The sequence below is a fragment of the Streptomyces sp. ME19-01-6 genome (genome assembly GCF_033793745.1).
Classification (GTDB): domain Bacteria; phylum Actinomycetota; class Actinomycetes; order Streptomycetales; family Streptomycetaceae; genus Streptomyces.
Genome location: NZ_JARAXF010000008.1, coordinates 276,601 through 296,844, shown reverse-complemented (window position 1 = coordinate 296,844; position 20,244 = coordinate 276,601). Strand labels below are relative to the sequence as shown.

At 72.7% G+C, this 20,244-nt stretch carries 8 protein-coding genes; 6 read left to right on the top strand and 2 right to left on the bottom strand.

Going from position 1 to position 20,244, the window contains the following annotated elements:
• Positions 1-49 precede the first annotated feature (49 nt).
• The 4 genes from PV419_RS21555 (at position 50) to PV419_RS21540 (ending at position 15,131) form a co-directional block, all read left to right on the top strand.
• Positions 50-10,072 (top strand): SDR family NAD(P)-dependent oxidoreductase, encoded by a 10,023-nt coding sequence (locus PV419_RS21555; RefSeq protein WP_319691267.1) that lies wholly within the window; start codon positions 50-52, stop codon positions 10,070-10,072.
• 77 nt (positions 10,073-10,149) lie between these two features.
• Entirely contained in the window at positions 10,150-11,943 is a 1,794-nt protein-coding gene (locus PV419_RS21550) for a carbamoyltransferase (protein WP_319691265.1), read from the top strand.
• Positions 11,944-11,982: 39 nt separating this feature from the next.
• Entirely contained in the window at positions 11,983-13,704 is a 1,722-nt protein-coding gene (locus tag PV419_RS21545) for an ABC transporter ATP-binding protein (RefSeq protein ID WP_319691263.1), read from the top strand.
• The gene (locus tag PV419_RS21540; RefSeq protein ID WP_319691261.1) at positions 13,701-15,131 is read left to right on the top strand and encodes a hypothetical protein; all 1,431 of its coding nucleotides are present in this window, start codon (positions 13,701-13,703) and stop codon (positions 15,129-15,131) included. The genes PV419_RS21545 and PV419_RS21540 overlap by 4 nt, the downstream gene beginning before the upstream one ends.
• A 107-nt stretch (positions 15,132-15,238) precedes the next feature.
• Here the strand turns inward: PV419_RS21540 and rfbB are convergent, their stop codons facing one another.
• Both rfbB and rfbA read right to left on the bottom strand, forming a co-directional pair.
• Entirely contained in the window at positions 15,239-16,216 is a 978-nt protein-coding gene (gene rfbB / locus PV419_RS21535; protein ID WP_319691259.1) for a dTDP-glucose 4,6-dehydratase, read from the bottom strand.
• A 10-nt stretch (positions 16,217-16,226) separates the two neighbouring features.
• Positions 16,227-17,096: a glucose-1-phosphate thymidylyltransferase RfbA gene (gene rfbA / locus PV419_RS21530; protein WP_319691257.1), complete on the bottom strand. Its 870-nt coding sequence runs from the start codon at positions 17,094-17,096 to the stop codon at positions 16,227-16,229.
• 640 nt (positions 17,097-17,736) lie between these two features.
• Here rfbA and PV419_RS21525 point away from each other — a divergent pair.
• Both PV419_RS21525 and PV419_RS21520 read left to right on the top strand, forming a co-directional pair.
• Positions 17,737-18,855: a diaminopropionate ammonia-lyase gene (locus PV419_RS21525; protein WP_319691255.1), complete on the top strand. Its 1,119-nt coding sequence runs from the start codon at positions 17,737-17,739 to the stop codon at positions 18,853-18,855.
• Positions 18,852-20,243 carry a M20 family metallo-hydrolase gene (locus PV419_RS21520; protein ID WP_319691254.1) on the top strand — a complete coding sequence of 464 codons (1,392 nt, stop codon included), beginning with the start codon at positions 18,852-18,854 and terminating at the stop codon, positions 20,241-20,243. Before PV419_RS21525 ends, PV419_RS21520 begins: the two co-directional genes overlap by 4 nt.
• Position 20,244: the final 1 nt, after the last annotated feature.

Sequence of the window (20,244 nt, the reverse complement as noted above, 5' to 3'; positions counted from 1 at the left end):
GCGCGCGCGACGCCCACGCACGAGTGCCGTTCTATGAGGGGTTTGGAACATGGCTGAGAAAGAGCAGGTCGTCGAGTACCTGAAGCGGGTGACGGCGGACCTCAAGCGGACCCGGCAGCGGGTCCGTGACCTGGAGGACGCGCAGCGGGAGCCGATCGCCATCGTCGGGATGAGCTGCCGGTTCCCCGGACACTCGAACACGCCCGAGGAGTTCTGGGAGTTCGTACGCGACGGTGGCGACGCGATGGGCGGCTACCCCGACGACCGGGGCTGGCGGCCGACGGGCTCGGACGCGGGTCCCGACGGGCCGCCCGGCCGGGGCGGGTTCATCGACGCGGCCACCGACTTCGACGCGGGCTTCTTCGGCATCTCCCCGCGCGAGGCACTGGAGATGGACCCCCAGCAGCGGGTGCTGCTCGAGGCGTCCTGGGAGGCGTTCGAGCGCGCCGGCATCGATCCGGCCACCTTGCTGGGCAGCCGGACCGGTGTGTTCATCGGCGTCAACGGAGCGGACTACCCGGGCCTGCTGAACCACGCCGGGCACGAGTCGCTCGGCTATCTGCTGACCGGCACCGCCTCCAGCGTCGTCTCCGGCCGTATCGCCTTCACCTACGGCTTCGAGGGTCCTGCCGTCACGGTGGACACGGCGTGCTCGGCGTCGCTGGTGGCACTGCACCTGGCGGCCCAGGCGCTGCGCTCGGGCGACTGCCCGCTCGCGCTCGTGGGCGGGGTGACCGTGATGTCGACGCCCGGCGTCTTCGCGGAGTTCGGCAAGCAGCGTGGGTTGGCGGTGGATGGCCGGTGCAAGGCGTTCGCGGCGTCGGCGGACGGTACGGCGTGGGGTGAGGGCGTCGGTGTGCTGTTGGTGGAGCGGTTGAGTGATGCGCGGCGCAATGGGCATCGGGTGTTGGCGGTGGTGCGGGGTTCAGCGGTGAACCAGGACGGCGCGTCGAATGGGTTGACGGCGCCGAATGGTCCGTCGCAGCAGCGGGTGATTCGGGATGCGTTGGCGGGTGCGGGTGTGGTGGCGTCGGATGTGGATGTGGTGGAGGCGCACGGTACCGGGACCTCGTTGGGGGATCCGATTGAGGCTCAGGCGTTGTTGGCGACGTATGGGCAGGGGCGGTCGGGTGGTGGGGCGGTGTTGTTGGGGTCGGTGAAGTCGAATGTCGGTCATACGCAGGCGGCCGCGGGTGTGGCTGGTGTGATCAAGATGGTGATGGCGATGCGGCATGGGGTGGTGCCGCCGACGTTGCATGTGGATGAGCCGACGCCGCATGTGGACTGGTCGTCGGGTGCGGTGGAGCTGGCCACCGAGCGTGTTGCCTGGCCCGAGACCGGTAGGCCGCGGCGTGCGGCGGTGTCCTCGTTCGGGATCAGCGGCACCAACGCCCATGTGATCCTGGAACAGGCACCCGCCGAAACCGTGACTGAGCCCGCGTCTGAACCCGACGCGGAAACGCGGTCGGACCACGGCGTGCTGCCGTGGCCGCTCTCGGCCAAGTCGGAGGCCGCGCTGCGCGGGCAGGCCACGCGGCTGCGCGACTTCGCGAGCGCCGCCGCCCCGGATGCCGCCGAGGTGGCCGTCGGGCTCGCGACCGCTCGTACGGCCTTCGAGCACCGCGCCGTCGTCCTCGCCGAGGACGCCGCCGGATTCGCGGAGGTGCTGGACACCCTCGCCGAGAAGGCCGTCACCGGCCGTCACCATGTGCGCGGCGCCGCTCTCCCCGGCGCCAGGGCCGCCTTCGTCTTCGCGGGGCAGGGCGCGCAGTGGGCGGGCATGGGACGGGAGTGGTACGACGCCCTCCCGCCCTTCGCCGCGGCGTTCGACGCCGTGTGCGCCGAGGCCGACGCACAGCTCGACGTCCCCCTCGCGGACATCGTCTTCGCCCCGCGGTCCTCCCCGCACGCCGACCGGGTCCACCGGACCGAGTACACGCAGATCGCCATGTTCGCGATCGAAGTCGCGCTGTTCCGCACCCTGCGGGCCTGGGGAGTGACCCCCGACGCCGTGCTCGGACACTCGATCGGTGAGATCGCGGCGGCCCATGTGGCCGGGGTGCTCTCGCTGGCCGACGCGGTGACGCTGGCCGTGGCCCGCGGCAGGCTCATGCAGCGGCTCCCCGACGGCGGCGCCATGCTCGCGGTCGACGCCGGGGAGGCCGAGGTCGAGCGGTGGCTGTCGAACGAGCCCGCGGACCAGATCGCGGTCGCCGCGGTCAACGGCCCCTCCGCCGTCGTCGTCTCGGGCGCCGACGACGTGGTGCGACGCATCGCCGACGCCGCCGAGGCGGCCGGGCGGCGCACCCGGAGACTGCGGGTCAGCCACGCGTTCCACTCTCCGCTGATGGAGCCGATGCTCGAGGATTTCCGCTCCGTTCTCACCGGGCTGGCCTGGTCGACGCCGACGCTCCGGCTGGTGTCCACCGTCACCGGGGCGGAGGTCTCGGCCGAGGAGGTGATGTCGCCGGAGTACTGGATCCGCAACGCCCGTGAGGCGGTCCGCTTCCAGGACGCCGTACGCTCCCTGGAGCCACGCGCCGACGTCTTCCTCGAGATCGGCCCGCACGCGGTGCTGACCAGGGCGATCGAGGACAGTCTGCGGGAGGGGTCGGCGGCCGTGGCCGCGGTCGCCCACCGCGAGCGGCCGCAGGTCGCCGGCCTGCTGCGGGCCGTCGGGACGCTGTGGACCCGCGGTGTCGAGGTGGACTGGTGCGCGGTGCTGCCCCCCGTGCCGGGCCGCGCGGACCTGCCGACCTACGCCTTCGACCGACGCCGCTTCTGGCCCCGGATGTCCTCGCGCGGGGCGGCCGCCGACATCGCGTCGGCCGGGCTGACCGGTGTCGACCACCCGTTGCTCGGGGCGGTGGTCAGCGTGGCGGACGGCGATACGGCCGTGCTCACCGGCAGGCTGTCCCTGGCCACCCACCCCTGGCTGGCCGACCACGCCGTGCTGGGCGCGGTGCTGCTGCCCGGGACGGCCTTCGTCGAACTGGCCCTGCGCGCCGGGCAGGACCTGGGCTGTGGGCAGGTACAGGACCTCACCCTGGAGACCCCGCTGGTGCTCGACGCCGCGGGCGCCGCACAGGTGCAGGTCGTGGTGGGCCGGGCCGACGCCGACGGACGGCGCCCGGTGTCCGTCCACTCGCGCCCCGAGTCGGCCGACGACGGCGCGGAGCAGGGACAGCCGGAGTGGACCTGCCACGCCCAGGCCGTGCTGGCGCCGCTGAACGAGGGCCCCAGCACCACCGACTTCGGGGCGGTGACCGGCCGGCTCTGGCCGCCGCGCGACGCCACGCCCGTCGACACGGAGGACTTCTACCCGGCGCTGGCGCGCCAGGGCTATGCGTACGGCCCGACCTTCCAGGGGCTGCGCGCGGCCTGGCGGCGCGGCGAGGACTTCTTCGCCGAGGTGGTCCTGCCCGAGGACGCCATCGAGGAGGCCGAAGGGTTCGGCGTCCATCCCGCACTCCTGGACGCGGCGCTGCACGGCATCGGGCTCGGCGTCTTCGCCGAGAACACCGACATCGGCGCCGACGCCGGGGCCACCTCGCGGCTGCCCTTCGCCTGGTCGGGCGTGCGGCTGTGGGCGAGTGGCGCCCGGACGGTCCGGGTGTGGCTGCGGACCGTGGGTACGGCCGCGGTACGGGTGAGGATCGCCGACGCGACCGGCGCCCCCGTCCTGGGGATCGACGAACTGGTGCTGCGCCCGGTGACCCCGGACCAGGTGCGCTCGGCCCGTACGGCGGTGGCCGGCTCCCTGTTCGCCCACCGCTGGGAGCCCTGGGAGGCGGTGGCAGTGGCTGCCGGCGGGCATCGGCCGGTGTGGTGGGCCGAGGGCATGTCCGCCGGGGAACTCGCGTCGGCCGTGGCCGACGGCGCCGACACCGTGCTGCTGGACGGCACGGACCCGGCCGGCCCCGGCGCCACCGTGCCGGAGCGGGTGCGGGGCTCGGTGGCGCGCGTGCTGGAGCGGATCCGGGAGTGGCTGGCCCACGACGGACTCGGCGGCGCCCGGCTGGTGGTGACCGTACGCCGCGGGGTCGAGGTGACTGCCGGGGGCGGGATCGACCTCGCCGGGGCGGCCGTCCACGGTCTGGTGCGCTCGGCGCGCTCGGAGCACCCGGACCGCTTCGCGCTCCTCGACATGGACGCCGATGCCGACGACAACGTGCCCATGGACTTGGTCCGCGCGGCGATCGCCACGGGCGAGACCGAGATCGGCGTCCGCGGCGCCCGGTTGTTCGTGCCCCGCCTGGCCCGTACGGCCCTCCCCGCCGCCGACGCGCCGGCGCCGTGGTCCGGCCGGGGCACCGTGCTGATCACCGGAGGCACCGGGGTCATCGGCGCGGCCGTCGCCCGGCACCTGGTCACCGCCCACCAGGTCACCGACCTGGTGCTGGTCGGCAGGAGCGGCCCGGCCGCCCCCGGCGCCGCCGAGCAGGCCGAGGAACTGCGCGGCCTCGGCGCCACGGTGCGGCTGGCGGCCTGTGACGTCGCGGACCGGGACGCCGTCGCCGAACTGCTGGCCTCCCTCCCCGAACTGCGTGGGGTGGTGCACGCGGCCGGTGTCCTCGACGACGGCATGGTCGCCGCCCAGACACCAGAACGCCTCGCGGCGGTCTTCCGGCCGAAGGTGGACGCCGCGTGGCATCTGCACGAGCTGACCGGGGGCCTGGAGCTGGACTTCTTCGTGCTGTTCTCCTCCGCGGCCGGAATCTTCGGGTCGCCGGGGCAGGCCAACTACGCGGCGGCCAACACCTTCCTCGACGCCCTGGCCCGGCACCGGCACGGTCAGGGCCTGCCCGCGCAGTCGCTGGACTGGGGACTGTGGGCCGAACTGTCCACGATGACCGGCGCCTTGAGCGACACCGACGTCAAGCGGCTGAACCGCGGCGGACTGCGGGCGCTCTCCGCGGACGAGGGGATGGCGCTGTTCGACGCCGCAGCCCGGCTGCCGGAGCCGGTGCTCGTCCCGGTACACCTGGACCTGCGCGGCCAGAGCGCCCCGCCCCCGCTGCTGCGCGGGCTGGTCACGGCCCCCCGGCGGCGGGCAACCGCCTCCTCGGCCGCGGACTCGGGCTGGCGCGACCGGCTGCGGCGCCTGTCGGAGGGGGAGCGGTCGGCGCTGCTGGTCGACCTGGTGCGGGACCACGTCGCCACCGTGCTGGGGCATGCCGCGCCCGAGGACATCGCGCCCGGGCAGTCCTTCGCCACCTTGGGCTTCGACTCGCTCACCGCCGTCGAACTGCGCAACCGGCTGGCCGAGGACACCGGTGTCCGGCTGCCCACGACGCTGGTGTTCGACTACCCGAGCCCCGAGGCGCTGGCCGCGTTCCTCGGCTCGGCGCTGGTCGGCACGGTCGACGAGGGCGACGGGCCGCGGGCGACGCTCGCCGCGGCCGACGAGCCGATCGCGATCGTCGGCATGAGCTGCCGCTATCCGGGCGATGTGCGCTCCCCCGAGGACCTGTGGGACATGGTCCTGCACGGCCGCGAGGGCATCGGTGGCTTCCCCGCCGACCGCGGTTGGGACTTGGACGCGCTGTACGACCCGGACGGCGCCGGCGCGAACACGACGTATGTGCGGGAGAGCGGCTTCCTCTACGACGCCGCCGATTTCGACGCCGCGTTCTTCGGTGTGGCCCCGCACGAGGCGGTGGCGATGGACCCGCAGCACCGTCTGCTGCTGGAGCTGTCGTGGGAGGCCGTCGAGCGGGCCGGTATCGACCCGACGCGTCTGCGGGGCAGCCGGACCGGCGTGTTCACCGGCCTGATGCACCACGACTATGTGGCGCGGCTCCAGGAGGTGCCCGAGGAGATCGCGGGCTATCTGAGCAACGGGACCGCGGGCAGCGTGGCATCGGGCCGGATCGCGTACACCTTCGGCTTCGAGGGTCCTGCCGTCACGGTGGACACGGCCTGCTCGTCTTCGCTGGTCGCGCTGGACATGGCGGTGAGCGCGCTGCGGCGCGGGGCGTGCGACCTCGCCCTGGCCGGCGGTGTCGCGGTCGTCTCGACCCCCGCCGCGTTCACGGAGTTCGGCAAGCAGCGTGGGTTGGCGGCGGATGGCCGGTGCAAGGCGTTCGCGGCGTCGGCGGACGGTACGGCGTGGGGTGAGGGCATCGGTGTGCTGTTGGTGGAGCGGTTGAGCGATGCGCGGCGCAACGGGCATCGGGTCCTTGCCGTCGTCCGGGGATCCGCGGTCAATCAGGACGGCGCGTCCAACGGTATGACGGCGCCGAATGGTCCGTCGCAGCAGCGGGTGATTCGGGATGCGTTGGCGGGTGCGGGTGTGGTGGCGTCGGATGTGGATGTGGTGGAGGCGCACGGTACCGGGACGCCGTTGGGGGATCCGATTGAGGCTCAGGCGTTGTTGGCGACGTATGGGCAGGGGCGGTCGGGTGGTGGGGCGGTGTTGTTGGGGTCGGTGAAGTCGAATGTCGGTCATACGCAGGCGGCCGCGGGTGTGGCTGGTGTGATCAAGATGGTGATGGCGATGCGGCATGGGGTGGTGCCGCCGACGTTGCATGTGGATGAGCCGACGCCGCATGTGGACTGGTCGTCGGGTGCGGTGGAGCTGGCCACCGAGCGTGTTGCCTGGCCCGAGACCGGTAGGCCGCGGCGCGCGGCGGTGTCCTCGTTCGGGATCAGCGGCACCAACGCCCATGTGATCCTGGAACAGGCACCCACCGAAACCGCCACGGGAACCACCGCTCAACCCGCTGCTGAACCCACTGCCGAACCCACCGCGGACACCGCCGAGCGGCCCTCGGTGGTCGTCGAACCCTCCCCGGTGGCGCCGCCGCCGTGGGTGCTGTCGGCCCGCTCGGCCGCCGCCCTGCGCGGCCAGGCCGAGCGGCTGCGGGAGTTCGCCACCTCCCCGGCGGGCGCCGAGGTGCCGGCGGACGACATCGCCGCCGCCCTGGTGGAGACCCGGACCGTCTTCGGCCATCGGGCCGTCGTACTCGCCGCCGACGGCGCCGGGTTCGCCACGGGCCTGGACGCCCTGGCGGGCCAGGACACCAAGGAGACGGACGTCATACGAGGCGTGGCCCGCAACCGCACGAAGGTCGCGTTCGTGTGCCCGGGGGAGACCTCGGCGTGGGCGGGAATGGCCACCGGACTGCTCGACTCCTCGCCGGTGTTCGCCAAGGTGATGGGGGAGTGCGCGGAGGCGCTGGCGCCGCACACCGGCCGGGATCTGCTCGACGCGCTCCGGGGCGGGCCCGAGACGCTTGAGCGCCGCGACATCGCCGTCCCCGCGCTGTGGGCCGTGGCGGTCTCGCTGGCCGAGTTGTGGCGCTCGGTCGGTGTCACGCCGGCCGCCGTGGTCGGCCAGGCGCACGGCGAGATCGCCGCCGCGTGCGTGGCCGGTGTGCTGTCCCTGGCCGACGGGGCGGCGCTGGCGGCGTGGCAGGGTCGGTGGTCCGCGGCCGAGCCTGCGGCGGACGGCGAGCGGTCGCCTGAGGCGGGCCCGCTGGTCATCTGCCGGAGCGGGCGCGTCCCGCTGTACTCGTCCGCCACGGGGCAGCCGTTCGACCCGGCGCGCGCGGACGCGGACCACTGGCACCGGCACCCGGGCGCACCGGACGGGTTCTTTGACGCGGTCGGCCTGCTGGTGCGGGACGGTGTGGACACTTTCCTCGAGCTGAGCCCTCATCCGGTGACGACCGACGCCGTCGGTGACCTGGCGGCCGCCGCCGGACATGACGCGGTCGTGGTCGGGTCGCTGCGGCGCGGACACGACGACCGGGCCGCGCTGACCCGGTCGGCGGCGACGCTGTGGGTCCACGGCGACGGGGTGGACTGGTCCGCCTTGGTGCCGCGCCCGGCGCGCCCGGTCGACCTGCCCACGTACGCCTTCCAGCGGCAGCGGTTCTGGCTCGAGGCGCGCCCGCGCGCCGGGGACGCGAGCGGCGTCGGCCTCGACGCGGCGGACCACCCCCTGCTGGCGGGCGCGGTCATGCCCGCCGAGGGGGACACCGCCCTGTTCACCGGCAGGCTCTCGCAGGCCGGCCAGCCATGGCTCGCCGACCACGCGGTGCTGGGCACGGCCGTGCTGCCCGCCGGCGTGCTCGTCGACTGGGCGCTGTACGCCGGACGCCGGCTGGACTGCCCCGAGCTGCGCGAACTCACCCAGGAGGCGCCGCTGATCCTCGGCCCCGACACCGCCGCACACGTTCAGGTGCAGGTGGGCCCGGCCGACGAGGGCGGCCACCGCGTCCTGACCGTCCACTCCCGCCCGGAGTCGCCCGGCGAGGGCGAGACCGCGGGGTGGACGTGCCACGCCCGCGCGGTCGTGGCCCCCTGGACCGAGGGCTCGGAGACCACGGAAGGGCAGGAGGTGCCGGAGGGCTTCGAGGAGCTCGCGGGCGCCTGGCCGCCGCCCGGCGCGGCGGCGGCTGAGGTGGCGGGCCTCTACGACGCGCTGGCCGAGCAGGGCTTCACGTACGGCCCCGCGTTCCGGAGCCTGCGCGCCGCGTGGCGGCGCGGCGCAGAGGTCTTCGCCGAGGTGGCCCTGGCGGAGGGGACCCCCGCGAACGGCTTCCGCCTCCACCCGGCGCTGCTCGACGCCGCCCTGCACACCACGGGCCTGGGCGAGTTCCTCACCCTCGACGACGCGCAGGTGGCGATGGCGCGAGCATGGTCCGGGGTGCGGCTGCACGCCGCGACCGCCGCCACTGCCACCACCGCCGTCCGGATCCGGCTCTCCGGCGCGGGCGAGGACGCGGTGGGCGTCCGCCTCGCCGACCGCGAGGGCCGCCCCCTCGCCGGTGTCGACCGCTTGACCCTGCGTGCCGTCCCCACGGCCGCCTTCCAGCCGGCCCCCGGGACGGGCGCCGCTCGGCCGGCCCGGCCGGGGAGGCCGCCGCGGGAGCCGGAGGGGAACACCCTCGCCCTGGTACGGGAGGCCGCGCCGGACAAGCGCCGCCGGCTGCTGGAGGACCTCATCCGCGGCGAGCTGGCCGCCGTGCTGCGCCACGGCGTGGGCGCGGACATGGACATCGACCCCGACGTGGAGTTCCTCGACCTGGGGGTGGACTCGCTGGCGGGCATCACCCTGCGCGACCGGCTCGGCCCGCTGCTGGACCTGGAACTCCCGGCGACGACGATGTTCGAGTACTCGACCACGGCCCGGCTGGCCGGCCATCTGGCGGACCTCGTCGGCTCCGGCGCGGCGCCCGGCGGGCGGACCGCGGACCGCGCGGCTCCGCCCTCCTCTCCCTTCGACAGCATCGAGGCGCTCTACCGCGAGTCGCACGCCCTCGGGCAGGCGGGGACGGCGGGCATGGACCTCATCCAGGCCGCCGCGCGACTCAGGCCGTCCTTCACCGTCGAGACCGCGGCGGACCACGTCCCGCGGGCCGTCCGGCTCGCCAGGGGCGACGGCAGCCGGGCGGCGGTGGTCTGCGTGCCCGCCATCACCGCCACCGCCGGTCCAGTGCAGTACGCCCGGCTGTCGCAGCTCCTGCAAGGTGAGCGGGATGTGCTCTCGCTGATCAACCCCGGTTTCGCCGAGGGGGAGTTGCTGCCCGACTCGTTCGAGAGCTTCGTCGAGCTGCAGATCGCCGCGGTGCGCGAGTCCGTCGGGGACGGCCCGTATGTGCTCCTCGGACACTCGGCGGGCGGGCTGATCGCCTACGCCCTGGCGATGCGGGCCGAGCGGGCCGGGCTCGCGCCCGCCGCGGTCGTCCTCATCGACACCTTCCAGGCCGACAGCGAGTTCTCGGCCAAGACGGTGGCCGCGATGAACGACGGCCTGTTCGCCCGCGAACACATCCTCGGACCCGACGCGCTCAGCGGTGTGCGGCTGACCGCGATGGGGCGCTACCACACGCTGATGGACCAGTGCGAGGTGGCGCCCGTCGAGAGCCCGACGCTCTTCCTCGGCGCCGAATCCCCGCTGCCCCACCAGGACAGCGGATTCGACGGCGACAGCTGGCGGCCGTCCTGGCCGTTCCCGCACACGGCCGCCACCACCCTCGGCGACCACTTCACGGTCATGGAGGACAACATCGCCGTGACCACCGAGGCGATCGAGCGCTGGCTCACCGAACAGGGACTGTGACCCGGGCGCGACACCGTCCCTCCACCCATGCACGAGCCGCGGCCAAAGACGACCGCGGTCCGGAAAGGAAAACAGAAATGATCATTCTGGGATACAACGGCTTCTCGCAGATAGCGGAGTTGTTCGGCCGGCTCTACGGCTACACCGCCGACAGCGTCGACCGCCACAGCTTCCTCGGTCATGACGCCGCCGCCGCCCTGTTCGTCGACGGCGAGCTGGTGGCCGCCGTCGAGGAGGAGCGGATGAACCGGCAGAAGAAGACCACCGCCTTCCCCGCGAACGCCATGCGGTGGTGTCTGGAGCAGGCCGGTATCTCCTACGAGGACGTGGACTACTACGCCTTCGGCTGGAACTTCACCGCGGAATTCGCCGACACCGCCCTCATGGGCCTCGCGAGCGCGCCGATCCCGCCCGAGTACAAGTTCCAGGCGATCGGCTCCTTCGGCGAGCTGTGGAACGGTGCGCTGGGCAGGACCGCGCTGATCGAGGACTTCACCCGCCACACCGGCTACACCCTGCCGGACGAGAAGCTGATCACCGTCCCGCACCACCGGGCCCACCTGGCCTGCGGCCGTACCTTCTCCGGCCTCGGCGACGCCGCCTTCCTTATCAACGACGGCCAGGCCGAGTCGGACAGCGCCATCATGGGCGAGGTCCGCGACGGCAAGGTCGAGGTCTTCGACCGGTTCACCATCGACGCGAAGAACTCGCTCGCTCAGCTGTTCGCCAACGTCACCCGCTACCTCGGCTTCACCCCGAACAACGACGAGTACAAGGTCATGGGCCTGGCCGGGTTCGGCAAGGCGCCCGATGAGAAGGAGAACCCCTTCCTGACCGATGTCCTCACCCTGGAGGAGGGCGGCCGGTACTCCCTGGCCCTGGCGAACGACCCGCGCGGCCCGCGCGCCTACGACCCCCTGTTCGACCAGCTGTTCGGCGGCAACGACGACAACCGCCACGGGTTCGACTTCCGGGTCCGGCTCGCCTGCGCGGCGCAGCAGATGATCGAGGCGGTGACCGCCCACCAGCTGCGCGCGCTGGCCGAGGCCACCGACCTGCGGGACCTGATCTTCGAGGGCGGCCTCGCCCTGAACTGCGTCAACAACACCAAGCTACTGGAGGACCTGCCCTTCACCCGGGTCGAGGTCAGCTTCGGGGCGAGCGACCCCGGCGTCTCCATCGGCGCCGCCGCGCACGTCGCACGGGAGAAGTCGGTCGCCCTGGCGCCGACCGAGTCGCCGTACCTCGGCCCGGAGTACGGCGAGGAGGAGATCCGCGCCACGCTCGAGGAGTACACCTCCTCCGTCACCTGGGAGCAGCTGCCCGGCGACGAGGTGGTGAAGAAGACCGCCGAGCTGCTGAGCGGGAAGACGGTCATCGGCTGGTTCCAGGGCCGGACCGAGTACGGTCCGAGGGCGCTGGGCAACCGCAGCATCCTGGCCAACCCGTCCTACGCGGACATGAAGGACACCATCAACAACCGGGTCAAGCACCGCGAGCCCTTCCGCCCGTTCGCGCCGATCGTGCTGGAGGAGAACGCGCCGCGGGTTTTCGAGATGGGCAGGAAGGAGCGCTCGCCGTACATGACCTTCGTCTTCCCGGTGCGCCCCGAGTACACCGAGAAGATCGCGGCGGCCACCCATGTCGACGCCACCTCGCGCATCCAGACCGTCACCGACGACAGCAACCCGCGACTGGCCGCGCTGCTGCGCGAGTTCACCTCACGCACCGAGGTGCCGTGCCTGGTGAACACCTCCTTCAACGTGGCGGGCGAGCCCATCGTCTGCTCCCCGAAGGACGCGGTCGAGTGCTTCCTGGGCACGGACATCGACCACCTGGTCATCGGCGACTTCCTGGTCTCCAAGCGATGAGGGACCAGAGAACGGCGGCCGACGCCTGGGGGGCCGCACATGGCTGACCGACAGACCCCGGCCGCCGCGGCGGCCGGGGGTGTCCAGTGGCGGGCCCGGGTGGCCTCACTCCTGGAGATCGCCGGTGCGGTGGCCACCGTGGGCGCGATGATCCTCGTCGTCGAGATCTGCCGGGAGCTGCTCACCGCCGACCCCGACACGGGCCGCCTCGAGGGGCTCGTCCTCACCGCGGTCGCCACGGCGGTGCTCGCACTCGCCGTGCAGATCACCGGACGGACGCTGAGCCGCCAGGCGGCCCAGCTCAGTCAGGAGCTGTTCCATGGCGGGGTGGCCGCCAGGCTGCGCGCCCGCCCCGCCGCCCGGTCGCTCCACGCGGCGTGGCGGGCCCAGAGCGCCACCCTGGGCGGCGACATCGCATCGGCCGGGGTGATGGTCGGCCGGGCGGGGTCGGAACTCGTCTCCGCGCTGCTGGTGTTCGTCCTCTCGATCGGCTACCTGTTCTGGGTCGACTGGCGGATGGCACTGGTGACGCTGTTGCCGATCCTGCTCGGGTTCGTCACCTTCGGCGTGATCTCCGCACGCTTCTTCAAGGAGATGAAGGACGAGTACGTGGCGTCCATCGGCGCCGTCGACGCGGTGCGCCCCACCATCGGCCTGGACGCCCGGATCAACCGCGCCGGCGCGCGGGCGCGCACCGCGGCGGTGACGCGCACCTCCGCCCGCCGGCTGTCCGAGGCCACCGACGGGTTCAGCGACTTCTTCCAGGTCCGCATCGGTGCCCTGCTCGGCGGCCGGGCCATCGCCGAGATCGCCTTCTCGCCGCTGACCGTCCTGGTGTTCGTGCTGTGCGGAGGAGCACTCATGGTCCGGGACGGCTCGCTGGCCCCCGGTGACCTTGTCCCGTTCCTGGTCGTGGGCGCCGGACTGGCGGCCCCTCTGCTGGCCAGCACCTACTCCATGGAGGAGGTCGGCGAGGGAAAGAAGGCCACGGCACGGCTGACCGCGTTCGCCGCGGGCGTCCCGGCGCCCGCCGAGGGAGACCAGCCGGCGGCCGAGGGAGAACAGCCGGCGACCGACCCCGCCGAACAGGACGCCCCCGTGGACGCCCCCGCGGACGGCCTCGGGCTCGAACTGCCCGAGCGCGGGGTGGTGACGGTCATCGCACCCACGCCCGAAGGCGCGGGCCGGGTGGCCGACTGGCTCAAGGCCGAGACGCCGCCCGAGCGGTTCGCCGCGGTGGAGGCCGAGCCGGCCGTCGTGATCGGGCCGGTCGGCGCGTACATCACCGCCGACCGGCCCGGCGGCACCGCTCAGGACGCCGAGCGGGCCGCGCGCACCGCCGGGGTCCACGACACCGTCGCGGCGTTCCCCCGGGGCTACGCCTCGGACGTGGGCGCCGAGGTGTCCCTCTCCTATCCGGAGCTGCAGCGGCTCGCCCTGGCCAGGGTGGTCGCGGGGGGCGGCCACGAAGTCGTCCTGCTCGACCAGCGGGCGTTCGGCGGTGACACCGGGGTGCTGCGGGCCGCGGTGGACGAACTGCGGGAGCGGGCGGCCGTGGTCGTCCTCAGCCCCGGGCCCTCGGCCGTCACCGACGGGCGGCTCATGGTCGTGGAGGACGGGCGGGTCGTCGAGTCCGGCACCCACGAGCAGTTGCTCCGCGAGGGCGGCCGGTACGCGGCCATGCTCGACGGGCGCCCGGACATCCCACAGGCCGTCCCGGCCGCTTCCCGAACCGCTACGTCCCAGGAGGGCAGCCGATGAGGGCCGTTCTCGCCCGCTACCTCCAGGCGTCCGGCACCAGGGCATTGGTCTCGCTGCTGATGTTCCTGGTCCTCGGCGCGATCACCCAGGGCATCGCCTTCACCGTGGTGGTCCCGATCGCGGATGACCTCCTCACGCCGGACACGCCGGTCCCCTGGCCGTGGATCGCCGTCCTGGTGGCGATCACGGTGGTGTACTCCGTACTGCACTACCGGAGCGTTCCGATGGGCAACCGGATCGGCGCCGACCTGGTCACCACCCTGCACCGGGCCGTCGCCGACCGCGCGTCGGCGCTGCCCACCAGGTCGCTCGGCCCGGTACACGCCGACCGTCTCGCCTCGCTGAACGGCAGCGCGGTGGTCGTCCTGATGGGCCTGCCCGCACATGTGCTGCGCCCGCTGGTGGCGGCCGTCGTCACTCCGCTGACGGTGATCGTGATCAGCGTGTTCGTCGAGCCGTGGCTCGCGGCGACACTCGCGGGCGGTCTGCTGGTGGTGGCCGCGGCGTCCTTCGCGACGGCCCGGCTGCTCACCCGGGATGAGGAGCCGGAGGGAGCCGAGTGGCTACGGCGGACGTACGAGCGTCCCGCCGCCCCGTACGGCGGCCGGCGGGGCGCGCTGTTGCCCGCCACGGGGCAGGTGCTCCTGTGGCGGATCGTCGAACTCGCGGTGTGCGGTGCCGTGGCGGTGTGCGCGGTGCTCGCGACCGGGGACGACGTGTCGGCCCAGAAGGGCGTCGCGCTCATCGTGCTCGCGGCGCTCACCTTCCGGCCGGTCATGGAGGCCGCCCTGCTGACCAGCACCGTCGTCAACTCGCGGGCGACGCTCACCACGATCGGCAGGCTGATCGACGCCGGTGACCCGGAGCCGCCCGCGGCCGGGTGGCCCGAGACCTGCGACGTCGAGTTCGAGGACGTCGGCGTCGCGGTCGGGGAGAGCACGGTGCTCGCCGGGGTCTCCTTCCGGCTTCGGGCGGGCACCACCGCGGCGCTCACCGGCACACCGGACGGAGTGCGCCTGACCCTGGGCGATCTGCTGACGGGCGATCTCCGGCCCACCTCGGGGCGGGTGCTGATCGGCGGGGTGGACGTCGCCACCATCGCCGCCGCCGAGACCGAACGGCGGCTGTGCCGGGTCTCGCCGGCGGAGCCCGCCGCGTCCGACGGGGCGGTGGGCTCCGTCGCCGACCGCTGGCGGCTCGCCCTGGAAGGTGCGATCGCGGCCGACCCCGCCCTGGTGGTCGTGGACGCGACCGCTGGTGCGGAGGCGTTCGCCTCCGAGCCGGCGCTGGCCGAGCTGTTGTCCACACTCGTGCGGGACCGCACCTGCCTGGTGATCGGCGGCGACGGATTCCTCGCGCCGCTCTGCGACGAGGAGCTGGTGGTGGAGGGCGCTCGCGTCGCCGTCCGCGCCCCCGAGGTGAGGTGACCTGGCGGCGCGCTGCGGCCGCCATACGGAGAACGCCGGGCCGGTGCCGTTCCCACGGCATCCGGCCCGGCGTCCCGGACTCCTACGCGACACTCATCGCTGGTCGCTCATCGCTTGAGCGGTTCCCACCAGTCGCGACGTTCGGTGTACCACTCGACGGTGGCGGCGATGCCCTCGTCCCACGACGTCGCGGGCCGGTAGCCCAGCTGGTCGGAGATCTTCGCGCAGTCCATCGCATAACGGAGGTCGTGCCCCTTGCGGTCCGCGACGTGCTCGACCATCGACCACTCCAAGCCGAGCCGCTCCAACAACCGACCGGTGACCTCCCGGTTGGTCAATTCCGTACCGCCGCCGACGTTGTACACCTCGCCCGGCTTTCCGCCCTCGGCCACCAGCGCTATGCCCCGGCAGTGGTCGTCCACGTGCAGCCAGTCCCGCACATTCTCGCCGTCCCCGTACAGCGGCACTTTCCTGCCGTCGAGAAGATTGGTGACGAAGAGTGGAATGACCTTTTCGGGATACTGGTGAGGACCGTAGGTGTTGGAGCCCCGGGTGACGCAGACCGGCAATCCATGGGTCCGGTGCACGGCCAGAGCCAGAAGATCGGACGACGCCTTGGAAGCGGAATAGGGGGAATTGGGCCTGAGTGGCTCTTCCTCCGTCCAGGGCGAGTCCCCGGTTTGCAGTGATCCATATACCTCGTCGGTGGAGACATGTACGAATTTCCGTACGCCGGCCTCGGTCGCCGCATTGAGCAGGGTATGCGTGCCCAGGACATTGGTTCGCACAAACTCTTCGGCCCCGGTGATGGATCGGTCGACATGAGACTCGGCTGCGAAATGCAGCACGAGGTCCGTCCCCCGCAGCAACTCCCCGACCAGGCGGGCATCGCAGATATCGCCCTCGACAAAACGCAGCCGGGGGCTGTCCGCGACGCTTGCGAGATTCGCCTTGTTCCCCGCATAGGTGAGCTTGTCGAGTACTACTATGTTGGCCTCTGTGAAGGTCTCGTAGTGACCTTGCACCGCCTGCCGGACGAAGTGCGAGCCGATGAAACCCGCACCTCCGGTTACCACTATGCGCACTGGTTGCCCTTCAGTCCTTGCCGGCAATTTCCATCAGATACCTGCCGTAATCCGTCCGCGCTAACTGCCGGCCCAGTTCATAACATGCGTCGGCGTCGATGAAACCCTTGCGGAAGGCGATTTCCTCGAGGCAGGCGATGCGCACGCCCTGGCGTTGTTCGAGCACCTGCACATACTGCGACGCCTGCAGCAGCGAGTCGTAGGTTCCGGTGTCCAGCCAGGCGAAGCCGCGCCCCAAGTTGATCAGCCTGGCCTTGCCCCGCTCCAGGTAGACCCGGTTGACGTCGGTGATCTCCAGCTCGCCGCGGGCCGACGGCTGTACGTTTTTCGCGATGTCCACCACGTCGTTGTCGTACAGATAGAGACCGGTCAGCGCCAGATTCGACCTGGGAGCGGCCGGCTTCTCCTCCAGGGACATCAGATTCCCCTGCTCGTCCACTTCACCGATGCCGTAGCGCTCCGGATCGCCGACCGGATAGCCGAAGAGCACACAGCCTGTCACGTCGGCCATTTCCTTCTCCAGCAGCCGACCGAATCCCGGACCGTGAAAGACGTTGTCACCCAGCACCAGGGCCACCGAGTCGTCGCCTATGTAGTCGGCCCCGATGAGGAACGCCTCGGCAATTCCGTTGGCGCGGGGCTGCTCGGCGTACTCGATACTCAGACCGAGCCTGCTGCCGTCTCCCAGCAGATCCCGGAACATGCTCAAATGGGAGGGCGTTGAAATAATCAGGACATCCCGTATGCCGCCGATCATGAGCACGGAAAGCGGATAATAGATCATCGGCTTGTTGTACACGGGAAGCATCTGCTTCGAGACCGCATATGTCAGCGGATGCAGGCGCGTGCCGCTGCCTCCGGCCAGGACTATGCCCTTCATGTGACCAACTCTCCATAACTGGCAAGGATTAGCGCGGACATCTCCAGTTGGGTGGCCCGTGACATATCTAATTCGCTTGCGAGAGCAGGGGTGTCGGCCTGAGGCGAGGCGCTATCAACGGGCGCTCTGCGGACGGGAAATCCGACCAGGGTGACGTCGAGACCTGGCGCTGCGGGACTGATGCTTTGGTTCGGGATCGACCGTACGGCTATCTGATCAGTTCTGTCAAATGTGACGGTGGATTCGTCCGGGGTAAAGACGAGTTCTCTTGCGGCTGTTGTGCCGCCCTAACCCGTTTCCGTCAATCGATAAGTCACCGGGTGGGGTCGGCGGGGCCGTCCGAAAACATGGCGACCGCCTGCCGGAGGGCCTGTCGGCAGGCCGGATGGCGGGGCGCCGGCTTCGGCCGCGGCGTACGGCGGCGAGCCGCCTGCGCGCCCGAGCACCGGGCGGCGGTGCCCCGGGCTCCATGACCCAGGGGTGGCCGGCCGGCGCGCGCAGCGCCGCCTGCGGGCCCTCGGCGTCCACCTCCCCCGCCGCCCACCGGCTCCAGCAGCCCTTACTGCATCGCTTTTTCTGATGAATACAGATCGGAAACATGCGCTGGACCGAGGGAAAGGACACGGCGCACGATGGGCGGGTGCCTGAGATCGCTTCCCCCCGCTCGCTGCCGTGGTTCGCGCATCCCGCCGCCCGGACCTGGACCTGCGACCCCGCTCCCACCCGCGTACGCGACTTCCACGCCGCGCTGCCCGGCTACGCGCCCACCCCGCTGCTGGAACTCCCGCATGTCGCCGATGAGTTGGGGGTGGCCCGCGTCCTCGTCAAGGACGAGTCGTCCCGGCTGGGCCTGCCCGCGTTCAAGGCGCTGGGCGCGTCCTGGGCGGTACACCGGATCCTCGCCGAGCGGACGGGCGACCGGGCGCCGGCCGAGCCGGTCACGCTCGTCACCGCCACCGACGGCAACCACGGCCGCGCCGTGGCCCGCACCGCCCGGCTGCTCGGCCAGCGCGCCCGGGTGTTCGTCCCCGAGGGCGTGCACCCGGCCGCCGCGACCGCCATCGCCGCCGAAGGGGCGCGGGTCGTCCGGGTCGCCGGGCCGTACGACGAGGCGGTCCGCCGGGCGGCCGCCGAGGCCGCCGCGCCGGACGCGGTCCTCGTCCAGGACACCGCCTGGCCCGGCTACGAACGGATTCCCGGCTGGATCGTGGAAGGCTACTCCACCCTCTTCGCCGAGCTCGACGCACAGCTGGCCACCGCCGGGGCCGGGCCGGCCGGGCTGGTCGCCGTGCCCGTCGGCGTGGGTTCCCTCGCCCAGGCCGCCGTCACCCACTACCGCGGCCGCCCCGCCAAGGGTGCCACGGCCCTGCTGGCGGTCGAGCCCGAGGCGGCGGCCTGCGTCCTGGAGAGCCTCCGCCGACGGGAGCCGGTCAGCGTGGCGACCGGCGAGACGACCATGGCGGGCCTCAACTGCCAGACCCCCTCCAGCATCGCCTGGCCCTGTCTGCGCGACGGCCTGGACGCCGCCGTCGCCATCACCGACGCGGACAGCGCCCGGGCCGCCCGCGACCTCGCCGCCCTCGGCGTCTCCTGCGGCCCCTGCGGCGCCGCCTCGCTGGCCGGCGTCCGCGCCGCGCTCACCGGCGAGGGCGCCGAGGCCCGGCGTACCGCCCTGGGCCTCGGGTCCCACTCGAGCCTCGTCCTGCTCAGCACCGAAGGCGCCGACGCCAACCCCCATCTCCCGGAGCACCGTTCATGACCACCCCGGACACCCTCACCCCCGCGGTCACCGTCGACGGGAGCCGCCTGTGGCGGTCGCTGATGGACCTCGCCGAGATCGGCGCGTACGACGACGAGCGCACCGGCCTGCGCGGAGTGAACCGCCTGGCCCTCACCGACGCGGACGCGGCCGGGCGGCGCCTGGTCGTCTCCTGGATGGAACAGGCCGGCCTGACCGTGCGCGTCGATGCGATGGGCAACATCTACGGGCGCCGCGAGGGTACCGACCCCACCGCCCGCCCGGTCCTCACCGGCTCCCACATCGACAGCGTCGCCACCGCCGGCGCGTTCGACGGCTGCCTGGGCGTGCTCGGCGGCATCGAGGCCGTCCGCACCCTCGACGAGCGCGGCATCACCACCCGCCGCCCCCTGGAGGTCGCCGTCTTCACCGAGGAGGAGGGCGTCCGCTTCGGCACCGACATGCTCGGCAGCGCGGTCGCCGCGGGCCGCCTCCCGCTCGCCCACGCCCACGCCCTCACCGACCGCGACGGCGCCACCCTCGGCGCGGAGCTGGCCCGCACCGGGTTCGCCGGCCCCGCCGACGAGCGCCTCGATCCACCGCACGCCTATGTGGAGTGCCACATCGAGCAGGGCCCCGTCCTGGCCCGGGCCGGGGTGGAGATCGGCGTGGTCACCGGCGTCCAGGGCATCTCCTGGCAGGAGATCACCGTCCACGGCCGCGCCGCCCACGCCGGCACCACCCCCACCGAGCTGCGCGCCGACGCCGGTCTCGCGGCCGCCCGGATCGTCGTCAGGCTGCGCGAGATGGTCGACTCCGGCGCGTACGGCGATCTGCGGGCCACCGTCGGCCACCTCACCGTCCACCCGGACCTGACCAACATCGTCCCGGCCCGTGCCGAGCTGACCGTCGACCTGCGCAACCCCGACGACGCGCGGATGGCCCGTGCGGAAGCCGACCTCGCGGACTTCCTGCGGACCCTGGAGGGGGAGGAGCCCGGCTTCGGCATCACCACCCGCCGGATGGCCAGGACCTCCCACGTCCCCTTCGACGAGGGCGTGCGAAAGGTCATCGCCCAGGCCGCCGACGACCACGGTCTGCGGCATGTCTCGCTGCTCTCCGGCGCGGGCCACGACGCCCAGGAGATCGCCGCCCTCTGCCCCACCGCCATGATCTTCGTCCGGGGCGAGTACGACGGCATCAGCCACAACCCCCGCGAGTACTCCACCCCCGAGGCCTGCGCGCACGGCGTGGACGTCCTGGCCACCACCCTCGTACGGCTCGCCTGTGACGACGTGATTGGCCAGGCCCTCTCCCCCCGGCCATCGCGCGCCCGTGCCACATACTCCACCGGGAGTACGTCCGGCCACCGCCCCGGGGCGACGCCGCCCGGGCCCGAGCCGGTCTAGC